We start from the raw sequence: 17,246 nt of genomic DNA on the forward strand, positions 1-17,246 counted from the left end.
CCCTTGGTTGTTTATTCTGTTACAGATAAAAGTCTGATTATCAGGAAGCAATAAAACCGTTGGCCCTATACCAGGAGGCGCACTCATTCACCATCTGGCCGAGAGGAGCCGGCGTGTAGCCCAGCTCCCGTTCCGCCTTGGCGCTGCTGAAGTAATAGGTTCCGCCGAAGACCCGCAGACGATAGGCATCCAGCACCGGTTCGCCGCGCATCAGCCTCGGAAACTTTTCCTGAAGCAGGGTTTTGAAGTAAAAACGTGAATAGCGGGTTTGCGGTCGTTCGACCTTGCACTGCAATACCGCCTCGATGGTGTCGATAAGCTCGGTGTAGCGCGCATTGGCACCGGCAAGCAGGTAGCGTTCACCCGTTTTCCCCTGCGTAAGCGCCTTGACGTGGGCGTGCCCGACTTCGGCCGCGCCGCAGAAACTGGCTCCGCCCGGCGGCATAAACGGCAGCTGGTTGTAGTTCACCGCCAGCACCATACGTCCCCACTGCATCGAATAGTCATAAGCCCCCAGCACTTCCGCCGGATTGAGGATCACGGCGGAAAGGCCACGGTCGCAGGCGCGGTAAACCAGCTCCTCGGCCAGCAACTTGCTTCTGGCATACGGATTCCTGGCCCGAAAACCGCGCAGACGGGTCTGGTTCTGTCGCCTCGTCGAGCGGGTCGTTGGGCGCGCCGATGGTCGAACTGGTGCTGGTGTACACCAGCCGCGCTATGCCGCTGTCCAGCGCCGCCTCGATGACACGGTTCGTTCCGTCGACGTTGACCGCCTCGAGCAGCGGCCAGTCACGCGGATTGCTGCTGGTGTTGCCCGCCGTATGAATAACGGCGTCCTGACCGGTCATCGCCGCGCGAAGACTGTGGCTGTCGTTGAGTTCGCCGTGTATCAGCGTCACGCCCAGCGGTTCGAGAAAGCCCAGATTGGACGAGGCGCGCACATAGGCCGTGACCTGATGCTTCGCCGCCAGCAAGGCGTTTACAATGTTCAGTCCAACAAAGCCGTTGGCTCCGGTTATCAATACTTTCATGATGTTTGCTCTTGCTGATTGAGTTGTTCCAGCGTTTTCCAGAAGGCCTTGCGTCCTTCTCCCTTGCTGCGCATCGGCAGCGCCGCCGGGTTTTTGAGGGGATGGTGGGCCAGCCCGTCGAGCAGCGTGACAAACTGTTCGAGCAACTGATCCAGCTGTTCTTGCGAGGTTTCGCGCCCCCGGCAGTCAAGGTGCAGCTGCACGCCGTGTGCCTCGACCTGCGCCACCAGCGCCAGCGGCAGCTCGGGCTGCGCGGCGAAGAGTGCGGCCACGACTTCCGGCAATGGCCGCGTCTGACTGACGGGCAAGACGGCGATGGCGCTGTCGAACAGCGGCGCATCGTCGACCCAGTGCTGAATCTGGTCGAGCGTGGCCCCGGCATGGTCGAGGCATTTTTCGAGCTGCTGTTCGACCTCGCTCAGCCACGGCGCGACCTTCTGGCGGCCTACAGTTTGAATACGCGTCGGAATAGCCTGCGGTTCATCGCAGTCGAGCTGGCGAATCACCCCTAGCTGGGCATATTTGCTGCGCACATGACGGTTGGCGAGCAGCGCCCATCCGGCCACCATCAGCGTTTCGAGCGTAATGCCCTGTCGCTGGGTGCACACTTGCAGAGCGTCGACTGTCTCCTGACACAGCGCGCGTTGCACATTGACAAGGGGCTGATCGGCGGTTTCGCCATCCCGTGCCTCTGCGCCGTCGAGCAAGGCGGAAGCAATCAGCGAACCCACGTCATCCTGCGCCTGAACCTGTTCGCTCCAGAACGCCTGTAACTGCTTCTGACTCAACGTCTTGGCCTTGCGCACCTCAAGAGTTGCGGCAAACCATGCCTGCGGCACCGGCGGTAAGGCGCGGTCTTCGGCGGGTGCCTGCGCGGCCCGTTCGCGGCCGAGCGCCAGACGACGCTCGGCATCGCGCTTGAGCGCCGCGTTCAGGTCGCAAGGCTCCTGAGCAAACGGATACCCCGGGAAGGCCACGCGACGACGCGCCGCCTGAAGATGCAACTGGGTCCAGTCAATCTCGCAGCCCCGGCACCACAGAGTGGCAAGGCGGGAGAGCTGACGGGTGTGCAGCAGCGTCTGGATAAAGCCTTTTCCGGCTTCACCGGCTATCAACTGCGTCACTTCTCTGTTGTCGAAAACGTTGCCGCAATAGAGGTCATTGCTGCCCTGTTCGCTGTTTGGCTGCGCAATGAACTGCGCGAGTCTGGTTTGCAGGCTCTCGATACTGGTTGCCACGATTGCCAGACGATACTCGAAGGGCGCGCGTCCGAGCTGGCTGGTATAGGCAAGGTCGGCGAGATTCACGTGACGGCCCGGCTGGCCGACAAATTCGTGCAGCGCGACGGCGTAGGCCGCCAGACGATCGGCACGTCGCGCTGACAGCACCACGATTTGCGGCTCGACATCACTGCCTTCGATGCGGGCAGCGGGCTGCGCCGCCTCGGGCGATTCCAGCACCACAAAAGCCGTGGAGCCGCCCATGCCGTACGCGTTGATGCCCGCCAGACGCGTGCCGCGCGCATTGGCATTCCACGGTTGCGCCTCGGTCGGGAACAGGAACGGAGAGGCTTCCTGCTCGAACGACGCATTGACGCGATTCAAATTGACGCACGGCGACAGGCGACCGTGCTGCATACTTAGCAACACCTTGATAAGCGAACAGATTCCCGACGCGGCTTCCATATGCCCCAGATTGGCCTTGGTGCCGAGCGCGCAGAAATGTGCCGCCTCGGTATGGCGGCGCAGCGCGTTGGACAGCGCCTTGAGTTCGATAGGATCGCCCAACTCCGTCGCCGCGCCGTGGCTTTCGATATAGCTCAGCTCGTTGACGTCGATACGCGCTTCGTTCAATGCCCGCACGGCGGTCTCTTCCATCACGGAGAGGTTCGGCAGATATTGACCCGCACCCGTGCCCGCGTGGCCGAGGCTGGAACCGCGCAGCACGCCGTAAATCGTGTCGCCGTCCGCAAGCGCCGTGCTCAGACGCTTGAGCACCACCATGCCGCTGCCTTCACTCGGAATAAGCCCGCTGGCCTGCTCATCGAAGGTATGCTCTTTGCCGTCGGCAGACAGCACCTTCATGTCCTGCAACAGCATGTATTTGCTGGGGTGCAGACTAAGATTCACGCCGCCCGCGAGCGCCATGTCGCACTCGCCGCCGAGAATGGCCTTGCGGGCGATATGCACGCTGGTCAGCGAAGACGCGCAGGTGGTCGCGAGGGTGAAACTCGGGCCGCGCAGGTTCATCAGGTAGGAGATGCGATTCGCCAGTTCACTGATAACCGCCCCCGCGCCCGGATAATGGCCGGTACGCGCGAAGTGATCGGACATGACCCAGGTAAAGTCTTCATTCATTGCCCCGACATACACGCCCACCTGTTGGGCATTCAGTGCCGAAGGCGTGTATCCGGCGTCTTCCATGGCGTGCCAGGCGGAGCGCAGCAGCACACGCACCTGCGGATCCAGACGGCTTGCCTCGTCGTGACTCATACGGAACATCTGAGGGTCGAAATCATTGACATGTTTCAGGAACCCGCCGCGATTCACGTAGCGCGGATTGCCCGGCTGTTCATCGCCCAAAGTCCAGCGGTCTTCAGGGATTGGCGTGAGATTCTCCTTGCCTTCCTGAAGCGCGGTCCAGAATTCTGCCAGACTGTCGACGCCCGGGAATTCGCCCGCCACGCCAATAATAGCCACGCCTTCCGGTTCGTTTTCGGCGGCAGTGGACGGCGGTGTAGAAATGGTGCGAGTAAACGGTGTCGCCGAGGCGCGACTTGACTTCAAGGATGCACGGGCAGGGCTGAACTGCGCGCAATCCGGCTGTGCGGCGTTTGCCTGCTCGCGCTTGAAGGAAACCGGGCCGATTGGTGCGGCGTTCGCCGCCGACAGCGGCGCGGCATCGTTGATTACCGTCGCGGTGCCGTAGCGCTTGTGCAGATAAGCCGCGAGTTTGGCGGTGGTGTTGTATTCAAACGGTGCGGTTTTCGACAGCCCGGCATACTCTTTCTCCAGTTCCGCACGCAGTTCCATCAGCATGACCGAATCCATGCCCAGTTGCTCGAAAGTCGCTTCGACATCTATCTCGCGAGCCGGAATCTTGGTGACGTGGGCGATATGCTGTTTGAGCGCGATGTCGCTGGCCTTTGGAGCCTCACTGTCGCCATTCCTCTTGAGTGGCTGCGAAGTCTGTGTTTCGGACGAGGCAATTTGTGGCGTCGTCGTATCCGTTGGTGCGTCGTTTTGAATACGCAGCGCGCGGGCAACTTTGGCACGATCGCCGACGATGACCAGCAGTTCGGCACGTTGTTCACGCAGTGCGCGCTCAAAAGCGGCGATTCCGGCCTGTTGCTGCAAGGCCGCCATGCCGGAGAAGGTTAACAGCGTGGCGTCTTCCCCGGCGATACTCATCTGCCCGTCGGCCCACAGCGGCCAGTTGACGGACAGGCTTAGCCCCGAGCGCGCCCCTCTGGCAACATGGTGCCGACGCCACACGGCGTGGCTGTCCATAAAGCGATTGCCCGCGGCATACGCGCCGGAACCCAAGTCACCCAGCACCGCCGACACGGATGAGAAATTGACAAACAGCGACAGCGGCTCCAGCGCAGTTGCGCGGTCGAGTGCAACCAGACCCGCGATTTTCGGCCCGACCAGCGCCATGAATTCGGCGTCCTGCAAGGCATTCATCGGCGTGGCACTCGCCACACCCGCGCAGTGCAGCACGCCGTCCAGCGGACCAAAGGCGGCTTTCGCCTGTGCTACCAACTGCTCGGCCTGCCCGTCTTCGGCGATATCTGCGGCAAGATAGCGCACCTCTGCGCCCTGCTCACGCAGTGCGTCGATTTGCTGCTGCGCGGCGTCGTCCGGCTGGGAGGATCGCCCTGTCAGCACCAGATGCGCCTGACAGCGAGAGGCCAGATACTGCGCCATCACCATGCCGAGTTTGCCCGCCCCGCCGGTTATCAGATAATGCCCCTCCTGTACCAGCGGCAGCGTGCTGCCCGCGTCAACCGGAGCCGAAGGGATTTCAGCCAGTTGACGCTGGAAACGCGTGCCGTTGAAATACGCCACTTCAAGGCCCGGCAGCGCGGTGTTACGCAGGGAGAATTCTTGCGAAATCTGTGCGGCCAGCGCGGCCGCGTCATGCGCGTCGCTGCGCAAGGTAAACAGCTCGAAGCGGTGATTGAGCGTCAGCAGTGAGCGCGCATAACCGCTTAGGGCATCCAGTTGCGGTTCGATGTCATCGGAAGGTGCGCAATAAACGGTGGCGCAGCGCATTACCTGCCGCGGTTTCTGCTTGTCGAGCGCGACAAACAGGTGGTGGAAGGCTTTGAGCCCGGCATTGAGCGTGGTTGCCGCCCCACGGTGCGGCAGGTCGTCGAAACGGCGGCTCGCGCCAATGGCCTGCACGATGTGCGAGGGCCACAGGCTGGCAGCATCGAGCTGTTCGCACAGCCTGTGGACACTCGAGGCAGACTGGGTATCGACGCTAAAATGCGTGGCGTCGTGGCGAATAAATTCGGCACCCTGCGTGACACTGACAACGCGCGCCGCCTCGCCATACTGCGCGGTCAGGGCTTCTGCGAGTGCGGCGTCATCGCCGAGCACCAGCATGGTGAGTCTTTCTGCTTCGGCGGTTGTCTGCGCTGACGCCGCCGCGAGCGGCGAAGGTTGCCACGCGTAGCCATAGAACTGAACATCCTGTTGCGCGTGAGGTGGCGCGGCATCCGCAGATTTCTCCAGCCTGCGTGCGGCGAAATCGGTAAGGCGCGCCAGCACGCGGCCCTGCGTATCCAGCAGCGTAATGTCGTGCTTTTGAATGTGGCTGTCAGTCTGACCCGAAGCCGCAGGGGTGACATAGGCATAACACTCGCGGCCGAGCGGATGACGGAATGTCAGCTCGCCGAGGTAGAACGGCACCATCGGCGTCGAATGGGCGACAGGTTCCAGCCCGACCGCCAGACAGGTGCGCAGTGCACCGTCCAGCAGTGACGGATGCAGCATAAAGTGATCGGCAGACAAGGCGCTTTCGGGTAATTGCAGATGACTCAGCGCCGCATCATTGAAACGGTAACGCGCGCGGGTCACCTGATAACTGGGCCCATAGGCAAACCCCATCCCGGCAAATTCGCGATACATCGCGGCGCTATCGTCCTCCCGCCTGCCGCGTTGAATCAGGGCCTGGATGTCTATCCATTCATCGGCTATTTCGACGTCTTTCGGCCGATAAACCAGTTCGGCCTCCACGGCCGTAACGCCGGTGTCACGCAGGTTCACCACCGCGCCGACGCTTTCGCCCTTGCGATGCGCCAGCTCGACAGCAACATTCACCGGCTCGTCATTCACGTCTAGGGTGTTCATCCACATCAGATGACGAATCGCACCGACCTGCCACTCGCTTTCGATAGCCCGTTGTCCTGCGGCATGAAGCATTTCGAGATAGGCGGAACCCGGCAGAATTTTTCGCGGCATGTCGCTGCCGACCACGTGGTCGCGCAGGTAGGATTCCTGTCCGGAGAATTGCTTGGCGAATTTTTGTTGCGACAGCGTCGAGATATTTTCATCGATCAACGGATGCAGCGACGCGGCACGGCTTGCCGACGTCTGTGCGTCCGGCCGCGCCAGCCAATGTTTGCGCGGCATTAGCGGCAGCGGCGGGAAGGACACGCGGCGCACGGAATCGGCCTTGGCGTCAAACAGTTGTCGGGCGACACGCTGCCAGTTCACGTCAAGCGTGGTGGCCCATAAACGGCCGAGTCGCACCTGCTCGCGGCCCTGCACCAGCCCGTCGATGAGCGCTTCAAGCTGTTGCGCGTCGAGAATGGAATCCAGACGGTCCTGACTGCCCGCAATACGACCACGGAACAACTGGGGCGCATGGCCCTGATCGCGATAATTCGCGAGTTTGTCGAGCAAGTCGCCGAGACTGGTGGCGACAACGGCGAGACGTTCGGCCAGGCCGTCGCGCCCCACGAGGGAGGAATACGCCAGCGACGCCAGCGCCGGTGCCGTCTCGGGTTCAGCAATGACGCGCTCGAGGAAGGTCATCATCCGGCTGACATAACGCGACAGGCGTTCATCGGTGTCCGCTGACAGCACAAACAGACATGGCTCGCCGTGATGCAAGGCATTTAAGGCGCGCGGCGGCGCTTCTTCGATAAATACCGACGCATTCGACCCGCCTGCGCCAAAGGCACTCAGCCCGGCGCGACGCGTTTTGCCCGCTGTCGATGCCCAGTCTTCAAGCGTCTGCACCACGCGAAACGGCGAGGCGGCAAAGTTGATTTTCGGGTTCAGCGTTTGGGAATGCAGCGACGGCACCAGTTTGCGGTGGCGCATTTGCAGCAGAATTTTTGTCAGCCCGGCAATACCGGCGGCGGATTCGAGATGACCAATATTGCTTTTCACCGATCCAATGCGGCAGTGACCCGCCATTAAAGGCGGGGTGAGGCCTTTTTGTGCATTCACGCGGGCAAAGGCCTTGCTCAACCCCGAGATTTCGATGGGGTCGCCCAGCAGAGTGCCGGTGCCGTGCGCTTCGATATAATCGACAGACGCCGGTTCCCAGCCTGCGCGCTCGAGCGCCGTGCTGATTGCCTGACTTTGCGCGGCCTGATTCGGCACCGTAAAGCCGCTGGTCTTGCCGCCGTGGTTAATCGCCGTTGCCCTGATCACGCCATAAATCTGGTCGCCGTCGGTGATGGCCTGCTGGAGAGGTTTGAGCAGCACCGCGCCCATGCCTTCGCCCGGCACATAGCCGTCGCCGCCTTCACCAAAGGCGCGGCAACGCCCGTCGCTGGACAGGAACTGGCTCTGGCCGAGCTGGTAATACTTCATTGGGTGAACTATCAGATTAACGCCGCCCGCAATCGCCATCTTGCAGTCACCGCTGCGGATTGCCTGACAGGCCAGATGCAGCGCAGTCAGCGAAGACGAGCACATAGTGTCCAGCGCCACGCTCGGGCCGTCGAGATTGAAATAGTAGGAGACGCGGTTGGCGACCGAGGAGTGCAGCGACATCGGATAGCCGGTTTCGTACTGCGCAGGCGTGGTGTCAATCGACTGATAGTGTCCCCACATCACGCCGACAAACACGCCCACAGGATGCTGGTTCAGCGCTTGACGCGAGTAGCTGGCATCGGACACGCACTCCCACGCGGTTTGCAGGAACAGTCGCTCCTGCGGGTCCAGCAGTTCTGCTTCACGCGGAGAAATGGAGAAGTAGTGGCTATCGAACTGATCGATATCGTCGATAAAGCCGCCCCACTTACTGTACACCTTGTTTTTCGGCCCGCGCTCGGGAGAGTAATGATCACGGTAGTCCCAGCGCGACAACGGAATTTCACTTACGCTATCGACGCCGCCCGTAAGATTGGCCCAGAATTCATCAACATTTTTCGCCCCCGGATAACGCCCGCTGAGGCCGATAACGGCAATGGCGTCGTGCTCGTCCTGCGGTGCGGCATGGCTTTGCAGCGCATCGAATCGCCCGCCCTTCAACAGCGCCGAAAGGGACGGCGTAACGGGTTGCGGGGCGCAGGCGGTGACGGGTTGCGTCTCGCCTGCACACAGGGCAACGGCCCACTCCACCAGCGTTTGATAGTGATACACCGCCGTAGCCTTGACGCCCGTAAAGCGTGCGTCCAGTTCGTGCTGCAAGCGCAGGAGCACCACAGGGTCGAGCGGCCACTGATGCAGCGGCATCAGCGTCGAGACGTTCGCCGCATTCGGGGTAATTGCCACAGTCAGGCTCTCGGCCAGCAGATCGCAGGTTGCCGAAACGGTATCGGGTTTGCGCGCAGGGTCGTTCGCGGTAACGGGCGTAGCAATCGAGCGGGAAACCTGCGGTTGCTGTGCGGGCGGCAGCGCGGCGACCGGTTGGAGTACGGCGGGTTGCAGTGCGGCGGCCGGCCCCGGATAGCTTTCACACAGGAATTCGGCCAGCGCGTCGATATCCTGATACTCATAAAACAGGGTTTGCGATACCTCGCCAAACGTCGCGGCGAGCTTTTCATTGAGCGCCAGGATCATCATCGAATCGAGGCCGTAATCGGCCAGTTGTGTCGCCGGTTGCACTTCACGCGCATCCAGTTTGGTCACCTCGATAATGCCTGCCGTCAGGAAATCGGTGACACCGTCACGAAGCGAGCGCGCGTCCGTAGGGTGAACCGCATTCAACGCGGGAATGACTTCGTGGGAAGGCATGGCCTGCTGCGGGTAGTGCTCGAGCAGGCAGTCCGCCAGCGAGGCAAGCGACTCGTGCTCATAGAACAGGGTTTGCGACAGGTCGCTGAAAGTGGACGACAGCTTTTCGTTGAGCGCCAGAATCATCATCGAATCCAGACCAAAATCTGCCAGCGGCGCAGTAGCGGTGACCTCGCCCGCATCCAGTCGCGTGACCTCGATGACCTGCGCAATCAGGGAATTTATCAGCGCTTCACGCGAGGCCGCACCGCTCTGCTGCCCGTTGAGCACCTCGGAGATAACCGTGGCTGTCACGGTGGGTTGTGTGGCAACCAAGCTTGCGGTGAAACGTTCAGCCTGTCCCGCACGGTTGGCCACCGCCGACGATTTCAGGCCCAGATGCGGCACGGCCTGCGTTTGCAACTGCTCGACGCGGACCACCACATTGCCGAGGTTATCCAGCAGATCGATGTCATAGCATGTCGTATTGCCGTTATCGCCCTGCACACAACGACGCGCATAGGCATAGCAAATTCCGTGAATCGGCGCATAAATCTGCACGCCCGAAAGCGCAACCGGCACCTCGAGCGTTGGGGTTGCGGCGTCGAAACCCCCGATGCCAAGCGCCGTGCGGAAGGCTCCATCCAGCCACGAAGGCGGCAGAATAAAGGGCTGAATCACCTGCGCATCGTTAACCTCGGGCAACAGTGTCAATTCGGCCAGCGCCTCGTCGGCATGGGCATAGAGCCGCTCGATAACCTGAAACGCGGGTCCAAAGGTAAATCCGCGCTCGGCAAAGGCGGCATTGACGGCTTCGCGCTCATAGCTTTGCCCGTGGGTTACCAGCGATTGAAGATTCACGGGCGCGGGTTGCGAAGCCGTTTCCTCGGTAAGACGGCCGCTGCCGAAGAGGTGGCGTTTCTCGTCGAGAGTTTGATAAATCTCGAAATTCAGCCCGCCCTGCGACGGCGTCAACGCGATGTCAATGTCCAGCGTAGCGCCGGTGAGCCGAACAGGCTGACGCCACGTAATATCCTGCACCCGCGCCAGCACCGGTTTGGCATCGGCCTGCGGCAAGGCCTTGCCGAGCAGCGCCAGTTCGCCTGCGCCAAGCGCCATTTCGATAAAGGCGGCACCCGGCAGAATGCGGTTATCACCCAGCCGATGATCGTTGACCAGAAACTCGTCGGCACGCAGGGTCTTGCGAAAGGCCTGTACGGCCAGCGTAGAAATATTGGCATCGATAAGCGGATGCAGCGCGGCGGCTCGCGAAACAGTGTGGCTCTCGACCGGCGAGGTCGGTGCCCAACAGTTTTGGCGTTGAAACGCGTAGCCCGGAAGCGACACGCGGCGACGGGCATGCGCGCTGTGCAGCGGCGTCCAGTCAATCTCATGCCCTTTGGCCCAGGCTTCGCCCAGCGCGCCCAATCGGCCGAGCGTCAGCCAATCGGCCAGCGGCGGGGTTTCTGCGGTATTGCGCGCCGTATCGCGATGGCCGGTAATCAGCCCCGAAACAGGGCGTTGAGGCTGTTGCCCAAAGGCGCGCAGCATCGCGACGGCGTCCGCCGCCACGTCGGCCACCAACGCCAGACGGTGTTCGTGCGCCACACGGCCTACTTGCAAGGTATAGGCGATGTCCTGCAACGAGAGTTCGCCATGTTGCTCGATAAAAGTGGCAAGCTGCCCGGCCATGGTTTGCAGCGCCGCTTCACGACGGGCCGAAAGCACGATTAACGCGGGTTTGCCGGGGTCATTGGTGAGGCGCGGCGGCTCGCTGTACTCTTCGACAATCAGATGCGCATTGCTGCCGCCTGCGCCAAAGGAGCTGATGCCCGCCATTCGCGGGATCTCGGTCGCAACCGTCGCGCCCTGTTCCTGCACGGGCAGCACCGGACGCGGCCACGACGCCAGCGCATGTTGCAGTCGAAACGGACCGTTTTCGAAATCGATAAATGGATTGACCGTGTCGGATTGAATCGACGGCACCAGAGTCTGGTGTTTCATCTGTAGCAACACTTTGGTCAGCGCCGACATCCCGGCGGCGGCTTCCAGATGCCCGATATTGGCCTTGACCGATCCGATGGCGCAATATTTGGCGCTGTCACCCGCAAGGGAGAACGCCTTGTTCAAACCGCTGATTTCAATAGGATCACCGAGCTTGGTGCCTGTGCCGTGCGCCTCGACATAGCTGATATGACGCGGGTTGACCTGGGCGTTAGCCAGCGCATCGGTAATCAACTCGGCCTGACGTTTGGCGTTCGGCACGGTAAAGCCCGAGGTTTTTCCGCCGTGGTTGACGGCGGTGCCACGAATAATGCCGTAAATATGGTCGCCCTGCTCCCGCGCCAGCGACAGCGGTTTAAGCACCACCGCGCCCACGCCCTCTCCCGGCACATAGCCCGTGCCGCCTTCGCCGAAACTGCGGCAGCGGCCGTCGGAGGAGAGAAAATGCATATTGGACAGCAGATGATATTTATAAGGGTGCAGCGACAGATTGATGCCGCCTGCTATCGCGACCGGCACATCGCCGCTGCGCAGGGCGTGGCAGGCGACGTGAATGGCGGTCAGCGAGGAAGAACAGGCGGTGTCGACCGCCATGCTCGGGCCGGAGAAGTTATAAAAATGCGACACGCGGTTCGCCACGGACCAGTAAGAGGAGTGTGAGGTGTTCCACTCGTCAACGGGCGTGGTGATCGCGTTGAGCTGATAGTCGCCCCACATCATACCGACATAAACGCCGACGCGATTTTCGCGGCCCGCCGCGTGCGCCGCCAGTTTATCGGCGGTATAACCGGCATCTTCAATGGCGTGCGTCACCGTCTCCAGGAACAGCCACTCGTTGGGGTCCATGATTTCGGTTTCTTTCGGCGAAATATTGAAATAACGCGGATCGAATCGTTCGACGCCCGACAGGAAACCTCCCCAGCGGCTGTAACTTTTACCCGGCGTTGCCGCGCCCGGCTGGAACCAGCGCGTGTCCCAGCGCTCGGCGGGCACTTCGGTAACACAGTCGCGTCCGGCGGCCAGATTGTCCCAGAACTGCGCGAGGTTGTCGGCTTGCGGATAACGTCCGGCAATGCCGATGATGGCGATATCGTCCTCTTTCACGTCGCGTCGAGAGGCAAAAGCGGGCTGTGCCGACGGGGTTACTCGCACGTAATCCGCTGCCGGTGACGCGGCTTGTGGCAGCACATCGACCACTGCCGCCTTGCCTTGCAGCGCTGCGACCGCTTCGGCATGGTGGTCCAGCAGATAACGACTCAGCTCCTCCATGGTCTGATATTCAAAGAACAGCGTCATCGGCAAGGCGTTGCCAAAGGTCTTTTTCAGCGCATTGACCAGGTCGATGACTACGACTGAGTCGAAACCGTAATCGCGGAAGAATGCGTGGCGCTCGAAATGCGCCGGAATTTGCAGTTTTTGGGCGAACAACGCGGAAAGAAAACCAATCACCGCCTCCTGTGACGAAACACGATCCTGTGCGGGCGACGGGGCGTCGATTGTCGGCGCACGGGTAGTTTCGACTACACCCAGCACGGCTTCGATGCGCGAGGCATCGCCCGGCATGACCACCGTCTGCGACGCCCTGCTTTGCAGTGCAAAATCGAACGCGGCAATGCCGTCTTCCGTCAGCAGCGGCACAATCCCGAATTGGCTTTTCAGAAAGCCCGCCTCTTTTTCTGTCAGGCGCATACCGCCGTCCTGCCAGTAAGGCCAGTTGATGGAAAGCGCCTTGCCGACACGTTCCCCGCGCTGCTGCTGCGCGTTACGCTGGTGTGCAAAGTAGTCTTCAAACGCATTGCCGAAGGCATAATCGCACTGGCCCATGTTGCCCAGCACGCCGGTGACGGATGAGAACAGCGCGAAAAAGTCGAGCGGCAGGTGGCGGGTGGCCGAATCCAGAAGCGTGGTGCCGAGCACTTTTGGCGTGATAACGCGGGCAAATGCCTCGGGGGACTTGCGCAAAATAAAGTTGTCTTCGATAACGCCGGCAGAATGAATAACGCCGTTCAACGTCTGCTCCGACGTGGAAATCGTGTCGATCATCTGCTGAACGCTCGCGGCATCGCCGATGTCGCAGGCGAGATAATGCGCCTTACCGCCGGACGCGCAGAGGGCGTCAAGCTGCTGGCGACGCGCGGCGTCGAGCGCGGAACGTCCGCTCAGATACACCGTCGCCGCATAGTGTTCGCACAGGTAACGGGCAAAAATCAGGCCTAATGCGCCCATTCCGCCGGTTATTAGATAAATGCCGTGTCGACGCAGCGAGGCGGTGTCGATCTTCGGCGCATCGGCGCGGGCTTCCGGCGTTGTCGCCGAGGCAAAGCGGCGGACCCAACGCGTACCCTGAACGTGGCGCACATCGGCATCTTTCGACAGGTCATTGAATTCGCGGGCGATTAATGCGGGAAGATGCATTGCCTCTGTGTCGTTATCCACCTGCACGACGCGGCCGATATAATCCGGTTTCTCGACCCGCAGCGTGCGGTAAAAACCACTGATGCCCAGAATATCTGCCGGACTTTCACAGGCGTGATGCAGATGAACAAAACGAACCTGCCTGACTTTGCGCATCAAGGCTTTGGTCAAGGCAAACAGGCTCGAAGGCCCGGCCGTCAGGCGCGCGACACTGTCCTCGTTGCTCTGCCCACCGTTGACCCACAGCACCTGCCTAAAGGTCGCCCCCTGCGCCAGTAGCGCATCGACAGCCGCCGAGAAATCCTCGATATTGGCCGGTCGAACCGCGCCTGATGTTGAAAACGGCGCAGCGGCCGCGTCGAGTACAAGGCGGTAGACAGCAGGCGGATTTTCTTTCTCGGCAAACAGCATGGCGACAGGCGCGATATCCTGCGCGGCGCCTACCAGCACCACCTGCTCAAGTGCTACATCGGCCTCGTCTACCGCTTTTTCAATCCAGTGCGGCTGATAGAGATTCACGGTTTCAGACAGCGCATGGCGTGCGGTTTTCGGCAACGCCTTCGCCGCAAAGCCCTCGTCAAGCACCCGCAGGCTCAACCCACGGAAAGACATCGCAACCCGCTCTGGCTGGCGGGCATCGGCAAGCTGAATATCTACCGTGATCACGCCATCCTTGAGCGAACTCTCCGCAGCCAGAGTCAGGGTCGCGGTCATATCGGCCACACAGGGGGTGCGTAACTCGAGGCTTTCCAGCATAAACGGAATGACCATCGCGCCGTTGTCGTTGGCAGGCGCTTCGGCGTTCAACAACTGATTAATCCACACCACGGCGGCCTGCAATGCGCCGTCTGCCAATGACGGATGAATCACGAAGTCTGTGTCCTGACCTGCGGATAATTGCAGTTGCGCGATACAGGTTTGCGCATCGAAAGTTAACTGTGCGATGGATTGCAGACCGGCACCGTAGACCATCTGCACGCCATCGAGCCGTTGATAGCAATCGGCACCGCTCAGGGTGTTGGCGGCACCGGCGATGCGTGCGGCCGGTATCGCGGCGGTGTCTGCCGCCAGACTCAGGGCGCCACGGCAATACAGGATGTTATCGTCCCCTTTCACCTCGAAAGACGCGCTTTGCCCTGCGGTGAGGGGGTGGATATGAATCTCGATTTCGCGGGCACGCTCAGTAAATTCAAGCGGCTGCAACCAGCGCACCTGTGAAAACTGCACGCAGGACAGGTCATGGGTACGTATCGAATCGGTAAAGGCTGCGCGCACCAGCTCGAGATACATCACACCCGGCAAAATAGCCTGACCGCCCATGCGATGACCCGCAACAAAGAATTCGTCGGCTTGCAGCACCGCCTGATAACGTGTGCTGCCCACATTCAGCACCCGATGACGCTGGGCGTCGAGAGAACCGTCTTCGGGGGGTTATCCAGAATGATTGATGAATAAAGGGATAGGTCGGCAGTGATACCGCCTTAACATCGGTGTTCGCGAACAACGCCGAGCCTTCGAACCGAGCGCCGCGCTGATAGCAGTCGGCGAGTTGCGCCAACTGGCTTTCAGACGCCGGAGATTTTGCTCGGGCAAGGTGCTCGAGCAGCGCGCGAGCTTGCATACCGGCCTCTTCCGCCTCGGCGTCTTCGTGCGCCTGCATCACCAGAAGGCCTTGCGCCACCGCAGTTTCAAGGGTGGCGACAAGGCTTTGAACCTCATGCCCAACGCAGCCAAAACGGTACGGGAAATGGTCACGGCGGGTCAGCAATGTTGCGCTCACGGCATCGAGCGAGGCATCGGGATGGGCTTGCAACCACTGAATCAGCTGCATTTGCCGCTGCAACAGGGCCTCGGGCGATTTCGCCGACAGCGCTATCAGAGATGCCGACCCCGAGGTCGGGCGGGATTTCTTGCGCGTGCGACGACGCAGCGGTTCGGGGGCTTCTTCCAGCACCACATGGGCATTGGTGCCGCCGAACCCAAAGGAGCTGACGCCTGCGCGGCGCGGTGTCGCGTCGTCGATGCGCGGCCACGCGGTGGTCTGGTCGACGAAAAAGAACGGGCTTTGCTGTAAATCAATCTTTGGATTGATGGCGGAAAAGTGTCGCAGCGGCGGTAACTGGCGGTGCCTGAAGGCCTGCAACACCTTGATAACGCCCGCAACGCCTGCGGCGGCTTCGAGGTGACCGATATTGCTCTTGACGGAGGTCACGCCGCAAAAACCGTCCTCCAGCGCGATATCCTGCTGTTGCGCAAGGGCACTAAACGCCTGCTTCAAGCCTGCAAATTCAATCGGATCGCCTTTGGGTGTTCCGGTGCCGTGCGCTTCAATCAGGCCAATCGAGTTTATCGGTACACCCGCCTGCCGATGGGCGGCAATGATAACGTCGGCCTGCGCGTCGGCACTCGGGTAAGTCAGCGTGTAGGAGTTGCCGCAGTGGTTGACCGCACTGCCCTTGATAACGCCATGCACGGTGTCGCCGTCGGCCAGCGCTTTGTCGAGAGGTTTGAGCAGTAACACCGCAGCGCCTTCGCCGCGCACATAGCCGTCCGCCTGGTCATCGAAAGAGTGACACGCCCCGCTTGGCGACAACATGCCCATCTTGGCAAAGGACTGATGACGCGTGGAAGTCAAAATAAGATTTACGCCGCCGCTCAACGCTATTTCGCAGTCGCCGTTCCTTATGGCCTGCACCGCCGCGTGAATAGCATTCAGAGAGCTTGAGCATGCCGTATCCAGCGCCAGACTCGGGCCGTGAAAATCAAAAAAATGGGATATTCGATTGGCAATAATAGACGTCGCGGTCCCTGTCGAATGATGGGCTTCGATAGGATTATCCGTATTTTCCTGAAGCTCTTTATAATCATTATTGAAGACTCCAATAATAACCCCGACCTTCTTCCCGCGTAGGGAAGACGGAGGGATCCCTGCGTCTTCAAGACAGGTCCAGGTATTTTCCAGCATAATCCTCTGCTGCGGATCCATTGTTTCCGCGACTTTTGGAATAATGCCGAAAAATTGGTTATCAAAACCGTCAATTCGATTAATTAATGCGGCAAAGCGATTTTCATGTTCAGCGGGCCATTTTAACGTGGCGCGAGGCAGAGAAAATTCGCCCTGTTCGGCACTGGAAATCTTCACAACCGAATTACGGTGATTAACGATATTGCCCCAGAATTCAGAATAATTATCAGCATCAGGCAGCCGACAAGAAACGCCTATAATTGCAATATCCATGTGTTTTTTTATTCTCGTAAATTGATGTCGCTATAGTTCCCAAATCGCCTCTAGAACGCTTGGCACATCGATAGGTTTTAATAGAAATCAACAATTCATCGATATTAAACACATTAGCGTTGTTACTACAACAAGAATTCTACACTTTATATAATTTAATCTTTCAATTTGTAAATATCTGTGTATTTCATATATTCACATTATGAAAAAATATCTAAGCATTATCCGAGCACGCGCCGAAATAGCCCACGCGCAGCAAACAAATAACGACACCGACCTTAAATAATTAACCGATGTTAATAAATAATATTCCCGAAAACGGGCTTTTGAAGGCAGTGAAAATTAATTTCATGGGTAAATTAAAAATTAAAATCC

At 59.9% G+C, this 17,246-nt stretch carries 4 protein-coding genes; all 4 read right to left on the reverse strand.

Going from position 1 to position 17,246, the window contains the following annotated elements; genetic code table 11:
• Nucleotides 1-40 precede the first annotated feature (40 nt).
• From O1V66_RS08070 to O1V66_RS08085, 4 genes are read right to left on the reverse strand one after another with little or no spacing between them, the layout of a single operon-like run.
• Nucleotides 41-592, reverse strand: coding sequence for a Rossmann-fold NAD(P)-binding domain-containing protein (locus tag O1V66_RS08070; protein ID WP_330873473.1), 552 nt, complete (start codon nt 590-592; stop codon nt 41-43).
• Complete coding sequence (locus O1V66_RS21755) at nt 504-1,031, reverse strand: NAD-dependent epimerase/dehydratase family protein (protein ID WP_330873474.1); 528 nt, start codon at nt 1,029-1,031, stop codon at nt 504-506. Before O1V66_RS21755 ends, O1V66_RS08070 begins: the two co-directional genes overlap by 89 nt.
• On the reverse strand, nt 1,028-14,989 hold the full coding sequence (locus tag O1V66_RS08080) for an SDR family NAD(P)-dependent oxidoreductase (RefSeq protein WP_269128342.1): 13,962 nt from the start codon (nt 14,987-14,989) through the stop codon (nt 1,028-1,030). The genes O1V66_RS21755 and O1V66_RS08080 overlap by 4 nt, the downstream gene beginning before the upstream one ends.
• Entirely contained in the window at nt 14,871-16,871 is a 2,001-nt protein-coding gene (locus O1V66_RS08085) for a type I polyketide synthase (RefSeq protein ID WP_269128249.1), read from the reverse strand. Before O1V66_RS08085 ends, O1V66_RS08080 begins: the two co-directional genes overlap by 119 nt.
• Between the last annotated feature and the right edge of the window lie 375 nt (nt 16,872-17,246).

The sequence above is a fragment of the Rouxiella chamberiensis genome (genome assembly GCF_026967475.1).
GTDB classification, from domain to species: Bacteria; Pseudomonadota; Gammaproteobacteria; order Enterobacterales; family Enterobacteriaceae; genus Rouxiella; species Rouxiella chamberiensis.

Excerpts from the sequence above, each read along its gene's own strand:
- O1V66_RS21755 (WP_330873474.1), bottom strand. The coding sequence starts at position 1,031 with ATGAAAGTATTGATAACCGGAGCCAACGGCTTTGTTGGACTGAACATT.
- O1V66_RS08085 (WP_269128249.1), bottom strand. The coding sequence starts at position 16,871 with ATGGATATTGCAATTATAGGCGTTTCTTGTCGGCTGCCTGATGCTGAT.